Here is a 17,657-nt window from a genome sequence, read left to right as displayed (position 1 = left end):
TTATTCTTCTGTATCAGTTGAATCTACATCCTCAGAATCATCGTTAGCTTCATCAGAATTATCGACTGCTGGATTTTGAGCATCATCTGCATTAGCAGCATTCTCGCGAGTCTTCGCAATATCGATCTTACCACTCTCAATGTCATTTATATCAACATCTTGATCGTTATCATCGACAAATTCGACTTGTGACTCAGGCTTGATATCAATCTTATAGCCAGTTAGCTTAGCAGCTAAACGAGCATTTTGACCCTTTTTACCAATAGCCAATGACAAGTGATAGTCAGGAACAATAACAATACATTGTTTCTTATCATTTTCATCGAATTGAACTGCAATAACTTCTGCTGGATTCAAAGCATTAGCAATGAAATCAACTGGATCATCAACATAAGGCACAACGTCAATATTTTCACCATTTAATTCATCAACAACTGCTTGTACACGTGCACCCTTGGGTCCGACACAAGTTCCAACTGGGTCAACATCAGGATTATCTGACTTAACCGCAATCTTAGTTCTATCTCCAGCTTCACGAGCAATTGAAACAATTTCAACAGTTCCATCATATATTTCAGGAACTTCTTGTTCAAATAAACGTTTAACTAAACCTGGATCAGTTCTAGAAACAAATACTTGTGGACCCTTTGTGGCATTTTCAACCTTAGTAACGTAAACTCGAACTCTATCTCGTGAATTATAAGTTTCACCAGGCATTTGATCAGATTTTGGCATAACTGTTTCAATACGTCCATAAGTAATATAAACATATCTACTATCGCTACGTTCAACTGTACCTTGAATAATTTCATGTTCATACTGACTATATTCATTATAAATGATATCACGCTCAGCTTCACGAACACGTTGCATAATAACTTGTTTGGCAGTTTGAGCAGCAATTCGACCAAAATCCTTTGGAGTTACTTCTTCTTTGATGTGATCGCCAATCTCGTAGCCTTTACTCTTCTTTTGAGCATCTTCCAAACTTACTTCTAAACGGTCATCAGCAACATCTTCAACTACTTCTTTAACCGCATAAACATGTATATTACCCTTCTTAGCATCGAATTCAACATCAACGTTTTGGGCTTGGTTGTAATTTCTCTTATAAGCAGCTACCAAAGCAGCTTCCAATGATTCAATCACATATTCTTTTTTAATTCCCTTTTCGCTTTCAAGTGCATCAAGGGCCTCAACCATTTCTTTACTCATGATTTTCTCCTTAGAATTCGATTGCAAGTCGAATCTTAGCGATGTTGTCTCGACTAATTTCTACTTGTTTTTTTAAATTCTTAACTTTAACGATCAAAGTTATCTTAGTATCCGTTACTTCAGTTAATGTTCCTTCAAAAGCTTTTTGACCATCTTGTTTTTGATAAAGAGAAGCATGAACATAATCATCCACGTAATCAGAAAGACTTTCATCATTCTTTAATGGACGTTCTGCACCTGGAGATGAAACTTCCAAATAATATGCTGGTTCAATTGGATTCAATTCATCCAACTTCTCACCGTACTCCTCACTAATAAGGGCACAATCATCAATACTGATTCCACCCTTTTTATCAGCGTAAACACGTAAATACCAGTCTCCACGTTCATGTACGAATTCTAAATCAACCAGAAAGAAATCATGTTTATCTAAAACTGGTTGTAAAATGGCTTTTAATTCTTCAACTTTTGTATCCAAGGACATTCCTCCAAAGTAATTGGCAATAAAAAGAGTGAGCATTCCTGCTCACTCATTAATCAATAATTAACTAGTAGTTAATTTAACATATATTAACTATTAAAGCAACTTATAAAGCTATGCCTAAAATAATGATAACTGATTTTCGTCTGGCATACCATCTAAAGCATGATTTTCAGTCATATATTCAATAACTGTTTTTGAAACTTTTCCTCGCGTACTTAGATCCTGCTTAGATAAGAAAGGTTGTTCCTCACGAGCAGCAATAATTTGTTTAGCAACGTTATCGCCCAAACCAGGAATAGCATTAAAAGGAGCTAATAATGTTTTATCATCAATAATTTTAAATTCAAAAGCGTCTGACTTTTCAATATCAACCATTTTGATCTTAAAACCACGTTCCAAACATTCATTAGCTAATTCCAAAACAGTTAATAAGTTCTTTTCTTTAGTTGACGCATCCATTCCCTTATCATTAATAGCCTTCATTGCTGCCTTAACAGCATCTTTACCTGTTGTCATTGCAACAAGATCAAAGTCATCTGCACGTACAGTAAAGTAAGCACTGTAATAATAAAGTGGATAGTGAACTTTAAAGTAAGCAATTCTTAACGCCATAATGATGTAAGCTGTCGCATGAGCTCGAGGAAACATATACTTGATCTTTAAACAAGAATCAATATACCAATCAGGCACGTCAGCATCTTTCATCGCTTGTTTCCAGTCATCAGGGATACCACGTCCTTTACGAACATGTTCCATAATTTGGAAGGCCATCTGTGAATCCATACCATAGTGAATCAAATCCATCATAATATTATCACGACAACCAATAACTTCCTTCAAAGTAACAATACCCTTGTCAATCAACTCTTCAGCATTTCCCAACCATACATCGGTACCATGAGAAAGTCCTGAAATCTGTAGTAATTCGGCAAAAGTAGTTGGATGAGTTTTTTCAAGCATTCCACGAACAAAACGGGTACCGAATTCTGGCACACCCAAGGTCCCAGTTTTAGAAAAGATCTGTTCAGGAGTTACATCCAACGAATCAGTTCCCCTGAATAACTCCATAACACCAGGATCTTTAACAGGTAAAGTTTTAGGATCGATCCCTGACAAATCTTGAAGCATACGAATCATCGTCGGATCATCATGTCCCAAAATATCCAGTTTTAGGATATTATCATGAATTGAATGAAAATCAAAGTGAGTTGTCTTCCACAAAGCACTTTGATCATCAGCTGGGTATTGAATTGGCGTAAAGTCAAAAATATCCATATAATCAGGTACAACAATAATACCAGCCGGATGTTGACCAGTTGTTCTTTTAACACCAGTCGATCCCATTGCTAAACGCTCTACTTCAACGTTACGCAAATTTTTTCCAGTTAATTCTTCATAATTCTTAACGTAACCAAAAGCCGTTCTATCAGCGATAGTTCCAATCGTACCAGCTCTAAATACATGATCCTCACCAAAAAGGACTTTAGTGTAATTATGAGCTACTGGTTGATAATCACCAGAGAAATTCAAATCAATATCAGGTACTTTATCACCCTTAAATCCTAAGAAAGTTTCAAAGGGAATATCTTGACCATCTTTTTTCAACTCAGTTCCACATTTAGGACATTCTTTGTCAGGTAAATCATAGCCAGAACCAACTTCACCTTTAGTAAAGAATTCTGAATACTTACACTTAGGACAACGGTAATGTGGAGGCAAAGGATTAACTTCAGTAATTCCAGTCATAGTAGCAACGAAACTGGAACCAACTGAACCACGGGAACCAACCAAATATCCATCTTTATTAGATTTATAAACCAAACGTTGGGCAATCAAGTAAATAACCGAGAATCCATTACCAATAATACTTTTTAGTTCTCGATCCATTCGTTTTTGAACCAACTCTGGTAAAGGATCACCATAAAGCTCATGTGCTTTATTCATCGTTAAATTTTGAATTTCATCTTCGGCGCCCTCCATTTTTGGAGTATAAAGTCGATCTTTGACCGGAGACATCTCATCGATAGAATCCATAATTTTTTTAGGATTATCAACAATAATTTCTTGTTCAGTTGCTTGATCTAAATAATTAAATTCATCAAACATCTCATTAGTTGTTCTAAATTGCACATCAGGCAACTCAGGTCTTCTAGCTAAAGCATTACTCTTGACGGCTTTAATTACAATATCTCGATAAACTTTATCGTGTGGATCGAGATAATGAACATCCCCAGTTGCGACAACTGGCTTTTTGAGTTCTTTACCTAATTTGACAATATTCTTCAAAATTTCTTTTAAAGCATCTTCATCTTTAATAATTTTGATATCAATTAAATGTTGATAAAGCGATCGTGGCATAACTTCTAAGTAATCATAATATTGGGCTAACTCACGCGTATCATCATAGCCCTTTTGCATCATACTAGTGAAAACTTCACCGTTCTCACACGCGGATCCAACAATGATTCCTTCACGATATTTGTTCAATAAACGTCTTGGAACACGTGCAGTTCGATAATAATACTGTGTCATTGAATATGAAACAATCTTAAACATATTCTTCAAACCGGCTTGAGTTTTAGCTATTAAAATAGCATGACTTGGACGAGCTTGTTTGTACGCTTCTTCGCCACCAATATTGTCATTCAACTGCTCAACGTTATCAGTTCCAAACTTATCTTCCAATTCGTCGAACAGCTTGTACATCAAATAACCAGTTGTTTCCGCATCGGAATCAGCTCTATGGTGATGCTCTAAGACGATATTGTACCGTTTGGCTAAAGAGTCTAACTTATGATTCCGATACTCTGAATGCAATGTCCGAGACATTTCCAAAGTATCAATCACAGGCATTGACAATCTCTCTCGTCCCATTCTCGTTAAAGCAGCATTCATAAAGCCCATATCAAAGGTAACATTATGACCAACTAGGATATCATCACTAATGAAATTCATAAAATCACTGATAACAACTGATTCATCAGGTGCATCTTTTACCATCTCATCTGTAATACTTGTCAAATTAGTCGTTACTTCAGAAAGTGGATGACCCGGATTAATGAATTTATCATAGCGTTCAATAACTTCGCCATCTTTCATCTTGGTAGCACCAATTTCAATAATCGAATCATAAACAGCTGACAAACCAGTAGTTTCTGTATCAAAAATTACATATTCAGCACCTTTAAGCTTTTGATCACGCAAATTATAGGCAATTGGATTACCTTCATCTACTAAATCAATTTCAACGCCATAAGCAATTTTAACGCCAAACTTCTTACCAGCATTATAAGCTTCCGGAAAAGCCTGTAAAGCATGGTGATCAGTAATAGCAATTCCGCTTTGACCCCAATCGCTTGCTCTTTTGATTAGATCAGTTGCACTCGGAATAGCATCCATTTGACTCATATTTGTATGAGCATGCAATTCAATTCGTTTATTGTCATCCTCAGCGGTATCTTGACGTGATTCATGTTTTATAACATTGATATCTTGAGCCATAATAACCAATTCTCTAGAGAAATTATCCTCTTGAACACTACCACGAACTCTAATCCAAGCACCCTTATCTAAAGAATTAAAGAAGTTCTCGTCATCTTCACCATTAGAAAATTTCTTAATGCTAAATGATGACGTGTAATCAGTAACTTTCAAAATCAAAAGTGAGCGACCAGATTTTAATTTCCGCACATCAATATCAAAGACATAGCCTTCAACAACCTTGTTACGCTCTTCTTCTACAATATCAGCCATTTGAGTAATCTCTTGATCATTAGGAATTTTGCGTCCAACTTTAGATACATTACCTACAGGCTTAGCTGCTTTTTTCTCACTAACTTCTTTGGCTTTAGCTTGGAATTGTTTGTCTTTTTCAGCATTAGCAGCCTTCATAGCTGCTTCTTTTTCCTGAGACTTATTTTCATCAATATTCGTACGAATCTTAAAATCAGGAAAGCCTAAACTGCTGTATTCCGATTGCAAGCCATTAATAATTTTTCCATCGACAAAATCAGCCATAAATCCATTAGAAACATCTAAAAAAGTTTGTCCGTTTTCCATTCGAGGTGGTGTTTGACTAATCTTATCTAAAACCATTGGCGAATCAATCGTGCAATCATTTAAAACATAATTCCAATATTCTTTAATATCTTTTTCTCTTAATTCAGCATTAGTCGTTTTGATTTCAAAATTGACTTGTGCAATTCCCTCAAAACTAGCTTGTAATGCTTTCACAAAGGTTAGAAATTCATTAAATGGTAAAACATCTTTGAACTCAAAATAAAAAGTCCAGCGTTTACTGTTCTTATGAACTTCCAACTTATTCAACTTACCATCAACAAATGAATCATTAGAATTCAATAATTTATCTAATTTAATTTGCTTAACTAGTATTTCAAAAAGTTGTTTTGTATCTGACATATTCTACCCTTCAAAAATAAAAAAAGGCCTAAGCCTCATTATTGATTTCTTCTTTTAAATTTGTTTTAAGTTAACTAATTATACATTTTATCAAAAGATATAATTATTGCCAAAACTCTGCTCTTTCAAAACAATTTTCAAAGAAACCTATTACTGATTCTTAAGCAATATTTTTACTGAATTTACTAATTCATCTTTACTTACTTCGATTGTTTCGCCTGTGCTTCTAATCTTTAGTTCTACAATCTCATCTGCTGCTTTTTTACCAACTGTAATTCTAATTGGAATACCAATTAAATCCGAATCAGCGAATTTAACACCAGGACGTTCTTTACGATCATCAAGCAAAACTTCATAACCTTCGTCTTGAAGCAATTCAACGATTTCGTCGCTAAGTTTTCCTTGAACATCATTATTATATTTGATTGGGACAACATGTACTTGGTATGGAGCTAAACTTACTGGCCAAATAATACCATTTTCATCGCTATGCTGTTCAACAATAGCAGTCAATAATCTAGAGATACCAATACCATAGCTACCCATGATCAATGGATTTGATTTACCATTTTCATCTAAGAAATTGGCACCTAAAGCTTTAGAAAATTTTGTACCCAATTTGAAGATATGTCCTATTTCAATTCCACGTGTAAATTTAATCTTTCCATGTCCATCAGGTGATGTTTCACCTTCTTTAATAATACGGAAATCTCTAAATTCAGGCATTTCATCTGTTATATCTTCAAAATTAGCGTTAATAAAATGATGATCCTCTTTATTAGGTCCAACAACAAAGTTAGTTAAACCAACTAAAGAACTATCATAAAGAACTTTAACGTCATCGCTCATACCTTTAGGTCCAATAAAACCAGGTACGCTGTGGAATACATCCTTAACTTCGTCAGCTGTAGCTTCTCGTAAGAAATCAGCCCCTAAATAATTCTTTAACTTAACATCATTGACATCATAATCGCCACGAATCATAACCATAACCGGTTTTTCATCAGCAATATAAGCAACTGCCTTCATAATACGAGCAGCATCAACCTTTAAGAGTTCTGCCAATGTATCAATTGTATGGACATTAGGTGTATCTACTTCTTCAAGTTCTTTTTTATCTTCTTTAGGATTTTCAGCCATTTTACTTGCAGCCATTTCTAGATTAGCTGAATATTCAGAATCATCAGAATAGGCAATGGTATCCTCACCAATATCAGCAATAGCAGAAAATTCCTTAGAATCAGTACCGCCCATGGCACCGGCATCACCGATAATTGCTCGGTAGTTCAAACCGCAAAGATCAAAAATATTGCGATAAGCTTGTTCCATTTGATTAAAAATAACATCCAACTGTTCTTTGTTAGCAGTAAATGAATAAGCATCCTTCATGATGAATTCACGGCCACGCAATAAACCATTACGAGGACGATCCTCATCACGATACTTCATTTGCATTTGATATAAAACAAGTGGCAATTTCTTGTAACTATTCAAACCTTCCTTAACAACACTAGTAAAGGTTTCCTCATGCGTAGGACCTAAAATGAAATCACGTTCATGACGATCTTTAAATTTAAAGAGGTTATCGCCATAAGTTGCATAACGACCACTTTCTTTCCAAAGATCAGCTGGCAAAATTGCAGGCATGCGCATTTCAGCAGCATCAATTTTTGTCATTTCTTTACGAACGATATTTTCAATTCTTTGAATTACTGACCAAGCTAGTGGCAAGTAAGCATAAACACCCGCAGAAACCTGTCTAATGTAACCTGCTCTCAACATCAACTGATGACTTAAAGCCTCAGCATCTGAAGGAGTTTGTTTTAATGTTGGAATATATAATTTTGATTGTTTCAAGTTCTTTTATCCCCCTATTTTATAAAGAAGCGCTGGATGTCATTCCATGTAACAGCAATCATCAATAGAACTAAGATTCCGACTCCAATTAATGTAATAACATTTTCATACTGTTCTGGAATTGGCTTTCTTCTAATTGCTTCAACAATATTTAGAAGAATTTTCCCACCATCTAAAGCAGGAATAGGTATCAAATTAACAATACCTAAGTTCATCGATAACATTGATGTAAAGAGAATTATATTGATCAAACCTGTTGAGGCTACCTTAGAAGTCATTGAATAGATTCCCACTGGTCCCGACAGCTGATTAATATTAAAGCCTCCTGAAACCATTTTTCCTAAAGCATGGAAAATGGTTAATGATGTACTCCAGCTATATGTAAATCCATATTTGATCTTACCAAGGACACTTGAATCCAATTTAGCCTTTATTCCAATCATTCCATAACTTTGACCAGAAGATTTGACCGCTTTTGGAGTCAACTTGACTTGTTTTGTCTTATTACCAGACTGTACGTTTAACGTTAATTTTTTCCCAGGATTATTTTGAATACTCTCAGTCAGACTAGTCCACGAAGTCGTTTTCTTGCCATTAACGCTTAAAATCTTATCATTTGCTTTTAAACCAGCCTTTTGGGCCACAGAATTGTTTTCAATTCCGCCCAATTGATTGGTTCCGGTTCCAACTGAACCCATCATAAAAGCAGCCAAAATAGTTGCTAAAATGGCCAAAACAAAATTATTAAATGGTCCAGCAAAATTGGTGATCATACGTTTCCATACGGAAACAGACTGCAATTGAACATCACGAGGAGCAATTTGGACTTCTGTTCCGTCTTCCTCAATGATAGTTGCATCATGATTTACGGAATACTTCTTAGTGACTGTTTCATCACCATTCTCATATCCTTCAATTACTAAATCATCTACAAGATCAGCTTTTGAGATTTGAACTGGAACCGCGTTTGCATCATAAACTTTACTTGAAGTTATTATTTTTATTACTTTGTCATTATCATTTAAAACTAAAGATGCCATTGTTCCTGGTTGAATTTCGGAATCATCTTCCTGCGCACCAGCCATACGAACATATCCACCCAAAGGCAATAGCCTCAAAGTATACGTCGTATGATTTTTCCGATACGCAACAATTTTAGGACCCATACCAACAGAAAACTCACGAACCAAAATTCCTGATTTTTTTGCAGCATAATAGTGTCCAAATTCATGAACGATTACTAAAATACCAAAAACGATTATAAATGTAATTATCGCGGTCATTTTAACCTCCACGAGCTGTTTATACTAAACCAAAAATGTGTAACAAAGGTAGCACGATCAACATGCTATCGAAACGATCTAGAATACCACCATGTCCAGGTAAAATATTTCCAGAGTCCTTCACTTTATAAAATCTCTTATAGGCTGACTCAATTAAATCACCCATTTGTCCCATAATCGAAAGAACAAAAGCAATCATCAACATAGTTGTCATCGAATACTCTTGTGGGACGAAGTACATATAAACACCAGAAAGAATTAAAGCCATAATAATTCCAGCAATAGTTCCTTCCCATGTCTTGTTAGGACTAATAGCAGGCCATAACTTATGCTTGCCAATCTTTCTACCAAAAGTATAGGCAAAGATATCAGTAGACCAAACAACGATTAAAGCATACATCAAAAGTCCCAATCCAGGCGCCGAGTTTCTAACGGCTGCCAAATAATGGAATCCAGTACCGATATAAAGCATTGAAACTACAGATACACCTACATCTTCGAAATTAAATTTGTTCTTTGTCAAAACTGTAATAATCAGTAAGATAATCGAAAAAACATAGAACAAATCAAGACGTGCGAAATTCTTTGGAAACCATCCACGGTAAAAACCATCTGGCACAACTAATGCCAAAGTACCTAAAATCGTTACCAAAAAATCAATTGAAACAATGATTCTTTTGCGCATGATATAAACTTCAAATATACCAACTACGGCTAGTGCTGCAGCAGCAACTTCTAGCCACACTCCGCCTGCTAGCAAAATGGGAATAAAGATTGCTAAAGCAATAACGGCCGTGATTATACGTTGTCTCATAATTTTCCCCCAAACTAACTAAACAGATCCAAATCGACGATCTCTTCTGTCAAATTCTTTAATATCATCAATTAAATTTTCAACTGAATATTCAGGCCAATAAGTCTTATCAAAAACCATTTCTGAATAAGCTAATTGCCACAACATAAAGTTAGAGATTCGTTCCTCGCCACTTGTTCTAATTAACAAGTCAGGATCGGCCAAATCTCCTAGTTGATTAGTTAATAACTGACCTGCAAACATTGAATCGTCGATAGTGTTTGGATCTATTGAACCATTAACAGCTTCGATTGCCAAATTTTTAGCTGCATTCACAATCTCAGCTCGACCACCGTAGTTAAAAGCAAAATTGAGAATCATTCCAGTATTATCCTTTGTGTCCTCAACAGCCTTTAAAACTACTTTTCTCGTTCTGTCAGGTAAATGGTCCGTAAAACCAGTAACCATTACTTTAATATTTTCTTTGATTAAATCTGGCATAAATGTTCCAAAGAAGTCCACTGGCAATCGCATCAAAAAACTAACTTCTTTATTTGGCCGACTCCAATTTTCTGTTGAAAAAGCATACAAGCTCAAAGCCTTAACGCCTAAATGACTAGCTGCTGTGGCAATTGTCTTGACATTATTCATGCCTTCTTTGTGCCCAGCAATGCGCGGTTGACCTTTTTTCTTAGCCCAACGACCATTACCATCCATAATGATGGCAATGTGCTTAGGAACAGATATTTCAGGATCTAGTTGTCGCTTTATATCCTCTGCCATTGAATTACCCTTCAGTAATTTCTTTTTCTTTGTCTGCAGCTAATTGATCAATCTTAGCAATAGCGTCGTCAGTTACTTTTTGAACGTCTTTTTCAAGCGTATGGAATTCATCTTCAGTAACATCGCTTGCCTTTAATTGCTTCTTCAAGTCGTCCATTGCTTCACGACGAACGTTTCTAACTGCAATACGTCCACCTTCAGCTTCTTTACCAACTTGCTTAGCAATTTCTTTTCTACGTTCACCTGTTAGTTGTGGAATAACCAAACGCACTACGTTACCGTCATTAGCAGGATTTAAGCCAAGATCAGATGAGTTAATAGCATGTTCGATGTCATCAAGAGATGATTTATCATAAGGTGTGATCATCAATACACGAGCTTCAGGAACATTGATTGAAGCTACTTGATTCAATGGAACTTCTGTTCCATAGTACATAACCTTAACATTGCTCAAAATTGAAGCATTGGCTTTACCAGCACGAATATTAGCCAATTCACGATTCAAAACATCAATCGATTTTGACATATTTTCTTTAGCTTTTGTAATAGCTTTATTTGTCATCGTTACCACCCTTTATAATTGTTCCGATATTTTCTCCTTGAACAACCTTTTTAATGTTCTCAGGCTTGTTCAAATTGAATACGATCAATGGAATATTGTTATCCATTGACAATGAAGAAGCTGTTGTATCCATAACGCCGAGATTCTTATTAATAATATCAAGTTGTGACAATTCTGAATACTTCTTAGCATTAGGATCCTTCTTAGGATCAGCTGTATAAACGCCGTCAACATTATTCTTAGCCATCAAAATTACATCAGCTTCGATTTCAGCAGCACGTAGAACAGAAGTTGTATCAGTTGAGAAGTAAGGATTACCTGTACCACCAGCAAAGATCACTACACGACCCTTTTCAAGGTGTCTAACGGCCTTTCTTCTGATATAAGGTTCAGCAACTTGACGCATTTCAATTGATGTTTGAACACGAGTTGGTACACCAATATGTTCCAATCCATCTTGTAAAGCCAATCCATTCATAACAGTTGCCATCATACCCATATAGTCAGCTTGAGCACGATCCATTCCCATCTCGGCACCTGTTTCACCACGCCAGATGTTACCACCGCCACAGACAATGGCTACTTGCACACCTAAGTCATGAACACTTTTAATTTGTTCAGCTATTTTTTTGATAACGGGAGGATTAATTCCAAATCCCTTTTCTCCGGCTAAAGCTTCACCAGAAACTTTTAAAATCACTCTTTTATACTTGATATCAGGCATAAGTACTCTCCTTTAATTTTGCTAATAAATATTTTAACATATTAGGCCTAGTAAATTTATTCTTTCTCACATTTTGATGCTGCCGTCGTCCACGAAACCACTGGAACGTGGTGGGCACAACTTGGAGCCCCTTGGCTTTGCCAAGTGTCTTCAAGATTGACCTTATTCTAAGTGGGTTCCCCACTAAGAATAATTTCACCACTGAGGGTCCACAGAGGTTTCGCTCCCGACTAGGGATTGACTTTCAGTATTATTAATTAAAACTTTAGTTTTTGAAATTCCTAATGTCATTACATTATTCAGAATACTTATACATCTAACAAACAACAAGACACTAGTCCAGAACAACAAAGAAAATTGGCTCAGTAGTGAAATTCTACTTAGCTCACGCAGTGAGGTTAGTAGAAGGCCGAGATTTGAAACAATTGTGAACTTCAATTGGTTCAAATTCGTGCCCACTACGTTCCAGCCAAATTTTCTTTGTTGTGGAGGACGGCATAGTAAGAATCAGTAAATTTATCTAATGACTATTTTTAAATAAATTTCGTAAGGTTACAACCCTTTATACAAAGAAAAGGTCGTTTAATTCAAAAATGAATTAAGCGACCTTTCTCGAAATTTTATAAATAATTAGTTATTCATTTGGTTCTTTACTTCTTCAGCAAAGTCTTCTTGTTTCTTTTCGATACCTTCGCCAACTTCAAAACGAACGAATGATACTAATTTACTATTTTTTGATTCAACGAATTGTTGAACAGTCATATCAGAATCCTTAACAAATTCTTGATCAGCCAAACTAATTTCTGACAAGTACTTGTTCAAACGACCTTCAACGATTCTTGGAATAATCTTTTCAGGTTTACCTTCAGCCTTTGTTTCTTCAGTGAAAATAGCTTTTTCATGTTCCAAAACATCTGCAGGAACTTGATCACGATCCATGTATTCAGGGTTGATAGCAGCAACGTGCATAGCAACATCCTTAGCAGCATCTTCATCAGTACCATCAAGTGTAACGATAGCACCAATTAAACCACCATTATGTAGGTATGAACCAAATACTTGTGAATCAGTCTTATCAAGAACTTTGTAACGTCTCAATGAAATCTTTTCACCAATAACAGCTGTTAAGCCTGTGATAGCATCGTTAATTGTTTGGTCACCAATCTTAAGTGCCAAAGCATCATCCATTGTTTTTGGTTCATTAGCAACAATAGCTTTACCAATTTCATTTACAAGATTGATAAACTTGTCGTTTGATGAAACAAAGTCAGTTTCTGAGTTAACTTCAATAATAGCAGCTTTGTTGCCTGAAATTTCAATATGTGTTAAACCTTCAGCAGCAATATTTCCACTCTTCTTGGCAGCTTTAGCGATACCTTTTTCGCGAAGTTCGTCGACAGCTTTTTGCATATCACCGTCAGCAGCAACCAATGCCTTTTTAGCATCCATCATACCAACACTTGTCTTATCACGTAATTCTTTAACTTGAGCAGCAGTAATCTTAGCCATTCGTAAATCCTCCAGTCGTATAAATAAAGCCATCTTACTCAGATGACTCTATTTTACGGATATTATTTTAATTATTTGTTATCTTCGTTATTGTTTTTTGCATTTGCCAAATCTTCGATAGACTTGTCATCAGCAGCATCATTATCAGCATCGTTGTCTTTGTTATCAGCAAAATCAGCATCTGTAACAGCTTCTTCACCTTGTTTACCTTCAACGATAGCATCAGCCATCTTAGATGTAATCAATCTAACGGCACGAATAGCATCATCATTTGAAGGAATGATAACATCGATAGGATCTGGATCAGTATTTGTATCAACCATAGCTACGATAGGAATGTTAAGTTTCTTAGCTTCGTTAACAGCAATGTTTTCCTTATGAGGGTCAACAATGAACATAACATCAGGGATTCTTGGCATATCTTCGATACCACCAAGGAATCTTTCCAACTTAGCTTGTTGCTTTTGTAGTAAAGCAACTTCTTTCTTAGGTAGACGATCAAAAGTACCATCTTCAGCCATTGCCTTGATGTCCTTTAATCTCTTGATACGTTTTTGGATTGTGTTCCAGTTAGTCAAAGTACCACCTAACCAACGATGGTTAACATAGTATTGACCTGCACGTGTAGCTTCTTCAGCAACAGCGTCTTGGGCTTGTTTCTTTGTACCAACGAATAAGAACACACCGTTATCACCGGCAACAGCCTTCATATAGTTGTAAGCGTCGTCGATCATACGTACTGTTTTTTGTAAATCAATGATGTAAATACCATTTCTTTGTGTAAAAATAAATGGCTTCATCTTAGGGTTCCAACGTCTTGTTTGGTGTCCAAAATGTACACCGGCTTCAAGCAATTGTTTCATAGAAATAACTGACATAAAAAAGTTCCTCCTGGTTTTTACCTCCACTTAAGTCATGTCCGATTGAAACGCGACCTGCGCACCATCAATCAAATCGTTAAGTGTGTGTATTCAATACAAGCAAATATTATAAAGTAAAATTGTCGTTAAATCAAGTAGTCCCGCCAATTTATTCCTTGATTTTCTAACAAAGCTTCTTTTTGTTGTCGACTTAACTTCTTGATAGCAATTTCACGTTTCAAAGCTGCGGATTTATCAGCTAATTCCTCGGTATACATTAATTTCACAGGACGTCTAGTTTTAGTATACTTAGCACCCTTCCCCGAATTATGTGTCGCTACTCTTTTTGCTACATCATTGCTTGTACCTGTGTAAAAAGTTCGATCATGACACAACAACATATAAACATAATACTTATTATTTTCCATTGATTATTAAATTAGCCTCTTTGCTCAATTGATGATTTTCATCATAAATTACTAAATCTGGTTCCACCTTTAGTGATGCTGTTTTAACTGTCTTAATTGCATCGATTAAAACCAAGTTGGCATCCTTTTGACTACTTGACCTCACGAATCGTAATCTTTTAGGTTGAAGTTTTTCTTGAACCATCAAACTTAATAGCTCACTCAACCGTTCAGGACGATAAACTAAAAAAGCATGTGAATTTTCTTTTAGAACTATCTTGATAGTAGAAATAATTTCTTTTAATGTCGTCTTTAACTCATGTCGAGCTATTGCCAAAACCGAATTATCTTTAATTGCTGTTTGCTCATTCACTTTAAAATAGGGCGGATTGCAAACTAATGTATCAACGGTATCATGGGCGATATACTCTTGAATATTCTTTAAATCATCATTAATTGAAAATACTTGTCCGTCTAAATTATTGTCCGAAATACTTTTTTTTGACAAGTCAGCCAGTTGCTTTTGAAGCTCTATCAAATAAATCGCAGCGTTGGTTTTAGAAGCTAATGATAAACCAATAGCTCCATTTCCTGCACATAAATCAACGACTTTGCCTTTTTTTACTGGTTTTGCAAAATTATAGAGTAAAATAGTATCAAGATTAAATGAATATAATTCTTTGTCTTGGTTGATCACTATCTTGCTATTAGAAATAATATCTTGAGAAATAATCGACATGTTGCACCTGCTTTATGGTATTTTAAATAAGTGAAATTTATTTTTGGGAGAATGATATTTTTATGTTTTATAAAGTTATTCGTGTTTTAGTAAGAGGTTTAGTATTTCTACTAAATGGGCGATATGACGTTGTAGGTAAGGAAAACTTACCTGATAAGCCATATATTTTAGTTGCTCCCCACCGTACTTGGTGGGAACCAATTTTCTTCGCCTTAGTCATAGCACCACGAGATGCTACTTTTATGGCAAAAAAAGAGCTCTTCAAGAATCCAATTTTAAGATTTATTTTAATCCATGCTCATGCCTTCCCAGTTGATCGGGCTCACCCCGGTCCTTCAGTTATTAAAACTCCGGTCAAAGCATTGAAAAAAGAAGGAAAAGTTTTGATAATGTTCCCTTCAGGGACACGTTATTCAGAACAGCTAAAAGGTGGAGCATCATTGATTGCTAAACTTTCCAAAACTCCATTAGTTCCCTTTGTTTATCAAGGACCTCTAACCTTTGGCGGCTTAATGAAGCATCAAAAGATCACTATTGGTATTGGTCCGGAAATTGACTTTGATTTTAAGGCCAAATTGGATGAAAAACAAACTCAGCAAGTTAATGATGATATGGAAAATGCTTGGAAAAATATTGATAAAGAAATTGATCCTAGTTTCGAATATATTCCACCAAAGAAGAAACATAAGTAATTATAATACACTAAAAAGTGCCATTCTGATCAAATAGTCAGAATGACACTTTTTTTATAACTTATTAAATTGAATTTTTACCAATATCGCGACGATAAAAAATATTTTCAGAATTCATTTTAGTTAACTGTTGATAAATAATTTCTTGAGCAGCAGTTAGTGTTTGAGCACTAGTCTGCATTAAATAAAGTCTTCCACCATTGCTATATAATTGCTGGTCCTCTTTACGAACACTAGCATAATTTATCGTCAATGGACAAGCCTTAAAGTCATTTATTAATCCTAGCTTTCCTTTAATCGGATTATTTGGATAGCCCTGACTAACTGCAAAAACTCCCAAGTTTAAGCCCTCATTTTGCCAAATGATTTTATCAATTTTTTTATGATTTAGAATTTTCCAAATCATCATCGATAAATCAGTTTTTAAGCGCGGTAAAACAACTTCCGTTTCAGGATCACCAAACCGAGCATTGAACTCAATCACTTTAATACCTTCTCTGGTCAAAATTAAACCTGCATAAATAATCCCAGTATATTTAATATTTTGCTGATACAATTCATGCACAAAGGGCTTAATGATTGTTTCAATAGCTGTTTGTTCTACTATCGATGAAATATTTCGAACTGGACATATGGCTCCCATACCACCTGTGTTCGGTCCTTTATCGTCATCAAAGGCTTTTTTATAATCTTGAGCCAGTGGCATTGGATAAAATCTCTTGTGATCAACAAACGCCATCAAGGAAAATTCCTCTCCTTCAAGAAATTCTTCGATCACAACCTTAGTTGTATTAAATTTATGCCCATCTAACAATTCACTGATTATTTCCAAAGCCTCATCTAGGTCTTGAACGATGTAGACTCCCTTGCCTGCCGCTAAACCATCTGCTTTAATGACTAGTGGAAAATTAGCTTTAACTGTCAAATATTCCACAGCCCTTTCCAAATCAGTAAATTCTTGATATTGGGCCGTTGGAATATTAGCATCAGCCATTAACTTTTTTGTAAACGACTTCGACCCTTCAATCTGGGCCCCTTGTTTATTAGGACCAAAAATTTTTAACTTCTTTTGTTTAAAATAATCGACAATTCCGTCTACTAAGGGTGCTTCTGGACCCACTATGGTGTAATCAATTCCATTTGTTTCCACAAATTCCGTCAGATGAAAGAATTCATTTTCTTCTATTGAAATAGTTTTTATTCCTGATAATTTCATTCCTGCATTTCCTGGGGCGCAAAAAACTGTGTTTTCAGAATTTTGCATCAAGGCTTTACAGATTGCATCTTCTCTTGCTCCAGAACCAACGACAAGTATTCTCATAAACTACCT

At 35.5% G+C, this 17,657-nt stretch carries 15 protein-coding genes; 1 reads left to right on the top strand and 14 read right to left on the bottom strand.

Features of this window, described 5'->3' with window-relative positions; all coding sequences use genetic code 11:
• The 13 genes from nusA to FD26_RS02030 form a co-directional block, all read right to left on the bottom strand.
• Positions 1–1,215 carry a transcription termination factor NusA gene (gene nusA / locus FD26_RS02090; protein ID WP_057866783.1) on the bottom strand — a complete coding sequence of 405 codons (1,215 nt, stop codon included), beginning with the start codon at positions 1,213–1,215 and terminating at the stop codon, positions 1–3.
• Between the two features lie 10 nt (positions 1,216–1,225).
• Positions 1,226–1,699: a ribosome maturation factor RimP gene (gene rimP / locus FD26_RS02085; protein ID WP_057866782.1), complete on the bottom strand. Its 474-nt coding sequence runs from the start codon at positions 1,697–1,699 to the stop codon at positions 1,226–1,228.
• Between the two features lie 117 nt (positions 1,700–1,816).
• Complete coding sequence (locus tag FD26_RS02080) at positions 1,817–6,118, bottom strand: PolC-type DNA polymerase III (RefSeq protein ID WP_057866781.1); 4,302 nt, start codon at positions 6,116–6,118, stop codon at positions 1,817–1,819.
• Positions 6,119–6,268: 150 nt separating this feature from the next.
• A complete protein-coding gene (locus FD26_RS02075; protein WP_057866780.1) occupies positions 6,269–7,975 on the bottom strand; it encodes a proline--tRNA ligase in 1,707 nt (568 codons plus the stop codon).
• Positions 7,976–7,989: 14 nt separating this feature from the next.
• Complete coding sequence (rseP, locus tag FD26_RS02070) at positions 7,990–9,258, bottom strand: RIP metalloprotease RseP (protein WP_057866779.1); 1,269 nt, start codon at positions 9,256–9,258, stop codon at positions 7,990–7,992.
• Between the two features lie 19 nt (positions 9,259–9,277).
• On the bottom strand, positions 9,278–10,072 hold the full coding sequence (locus FD26_RS02065) for a phosphatidate cytidylyltransferase (protein WP_057866778.1): 795 nt from the start codon (positions 10,070–10,072) through the stop codon (positions 9,278–9,280).
• Between the two features lie 18 nt (positions 10,073–10,090).
• Entirely contained in the window at positions 10,091–10,834 is a 744-nt protein-coding gene (locus FD26_RS02060; RefSeq protein WP_057866777.1) for an isoprenyl transferase, read from the bottom strand.
• A gap of 4 nt (positions 10,835–10,838) precedes the next feature.
• On the bottom strand, positions 10,839–11,396 hold the full coding sequence (frr, locus tag FD26_RS02055; protein ID WP_057866776.1) for a ribosome recycling factor: 558 nt from the start codon (positions 11,394–11,396) through the stop codon (positions 10,839–10,841).
• Complete coding sequence (pyrH, locus tag FD26_RS02050) at positions 11,386–12,120, bottom strand: UMP kinase (protein WP_057866775.1); 735 nt, start codon at positions 12,118–12,120, stop codon at positions 11,386–11,388. Before pyrH ends, frr begins: the two co-directional genes overlap by 11 nt.
• Before the next feature lie 630 nt (positions 12,121–12,750).
• Positions 12,751–13,629 (bottom strand): translation elongation factor Ts, encoded by an 879-nt coding sequence (tsf, locus tag FD26_RS02045; RefSeq protein ID WP_057866774.1) that lies wholly within the window; start codon positions 13,627–13,629, stop codon positions 12,751–12,753.
• Between the two features lie 71 nt (positions 13,630–13,700).
• Entirely contained in the window at positions 13,701–14,507 is an 807-nt protein-coding gene (gene rpsB, locus FD26_RS02040) for a 30S ribosomal protein S2 (RefSeq protein ID WP_057866773.1), read from the bottom strand.
• A 128-nt stretch (positions 14,508–14,635) separates the two neighbouring features.
• Positions 14,636–14,917 carry a GIY-YIG nuclease family protein gene (locus tag FD26_RS02035; protein WP_057866772.1) on the bottom strand — a complete coding sequence of 94 codons (282 nt, stop codon included), beginning with the start codon at positions 14,915–14,917 and terminating at the stop codon, positions 14,636–14,638.
• Positions 14,907–15,635 carry a tRNA1(Val) (adenine(37)-N6)-methyltransferase gene (locus FD26_RS02030; protein WP_057866771.1) on the bottom strand — a complete coding sequence of 243 codons (729 nt, stop codon included), beginning with the start codon at positions 15,633–15,635 and terminating at the stop codon, positions 14,907–14,909. The genes FD26_RS02035 and FD26_RS02030 overlap by 11 nt, the downstream gene beginning before the upstream one ends.
• A gap of 62 nt (positions 15,636–15,697) precedes the next feature.
• On the opposite strand from FD26_RS02030, the gene FD26_RS02025 reads away from it, so the two are divergent.
• A complete protein-coding gene (locus tag FD26_RS02025) occupies positions 15,698–16,327 on the top strand; it encodes a lysophospholipid acyltransferase family protein (protein ID WP_057866770.1) in 630 nt (209 codons plus the stop codon).
• Between the two features lie 64 nt (positions 16,328–16,391).
• Here FD26_RS02025 and purD read toward each other — a convergent pair whose 3' ends face one another.
• Positions 16,392–17,648, bottom strand: coding sequence for a phosphoribosylamine--glycine ligase (gene purD / locus FD26_RS02020; protein ID WP_057866769.1), 1,257 nt, complete (start codon positions 17,646–17,648; stop codon positions 16,392–16,394).
• Positions 17,649–17,657: the final 9 nt, after the last annotated feature.

The sequence above is a fragment of the Companilactobacillus crustorum JCM 15951 genome (assembly GCF_001434585.1).
GTDB classification, from domain to species: domain Bacteria; phylum Bacillota; class Bacilli; order Lactobacillales; family Lactobacillaceae; genus Companilactobacillus; species Companilactobacillus crustorum.
The sequence above is the reverse complement of the archived record's forward strand: the minus strand, read 5'-3'. Positions and strand labels throughout refer to the sequence as shown.

Excerpts from the sequence above, each read along its gene's own strand:
- nusA (WP_057866783.1), bottom strand. The coding sequence starts at position 1,215 with ATGAGTAAAGAAATGGTTGAGGCCCTTGATGCACTTGAAAGCGAAAAG.
- rimP (WP_057866782.1), bottom strand. The coding sequence starts at position 1,699 with ATGTCCTTGGATACAAAAGTTGAAGAATTAAAAGCCATTTTACAACCA.
- FD26_RS02080 (WP_057866781.1), bottom strand. The coding sequence starts at position 6,118 with ATGTCAGATACAAAACAACTTTTTGAAATACTAGTTAAGCAAATTAAA.
- rseP (WP_057866779.1), bottom strand. The coding sequence starts at position 9,258 with ATGACCGCGATAATTACATTTATAATCGTTTTTGGTATTTTAGTAATC.
- FD26_RS02065 (WP_057866778.1), bottom strand. The coding sequence starts at position 10,072 with ATGAGACAACGTATAATCACGGCCGTTATTGCTTTAGCAATCTTTATT.
- FD26_RS02060 (WP_057866777.1), bottom strand. The coding sequence starts at position 10,834 with ATGGCAGAGGATATAAAGCGACAACTAGATCCTGAAATATCTGTTCCT.
- frr (WP_057866776.1), bottom strand. The coding sequence starts at position 11,396 with ATGACAAATAAAGCTATTACAAAAGCTAAAGAAAATATGTCAAAATCG.
- pyrH (WP_057866775.1), bottom strand. The coding sequence starts at position 12,120 with ATGCCTGATATCAAGTATAAAAGAGTGATTTTAAAAGTTTCTGGTGAA.
- tsf (WP_057866774.1), bottom strand. The coding sequence starts at position 13,629 with ATGGCTAAGATTACTGCTGCTCAAGTTAAAGAATTACGTGATAAGACA.
- rpsB (WP_057866773.1), bottom strand. The coding sequence starts at position 14,507 with ATGTCAGTTATTTCTATGAAACAATTGCTTGAAGCCGGTGTACATTTT.
- FD26_RS02035 (WP_057866772.1), bottom strand. The coding sequence starts at position 14,917 with ATGGAAAATAATAAGTATTATGTTTATATGTTGTTGTGTCATGATCGA.
- FD26_RS02030 (WP_057866771.1), bottom strand. The coding sequence starts at position 15,635 with ATGTCGATTATTTCTCAAGATATTATTTCTAATAGCAAGATAGTGATC.
- FD26_RS02025 (WP_057866770.1), top strand. The coding sequence starts at position 15,698 with ATGTTTTATAAAGTTATTCGTGTTTTAGTAAGAGGTTTAGTATTTCTA.
- purD (WP_057866769.1), bottom strand. The coding sequence starts at position 17,648 with ATGAGAATACTTGTCGTTGGTTCTGGAGCAAGAGAAGATGCAATCTGT.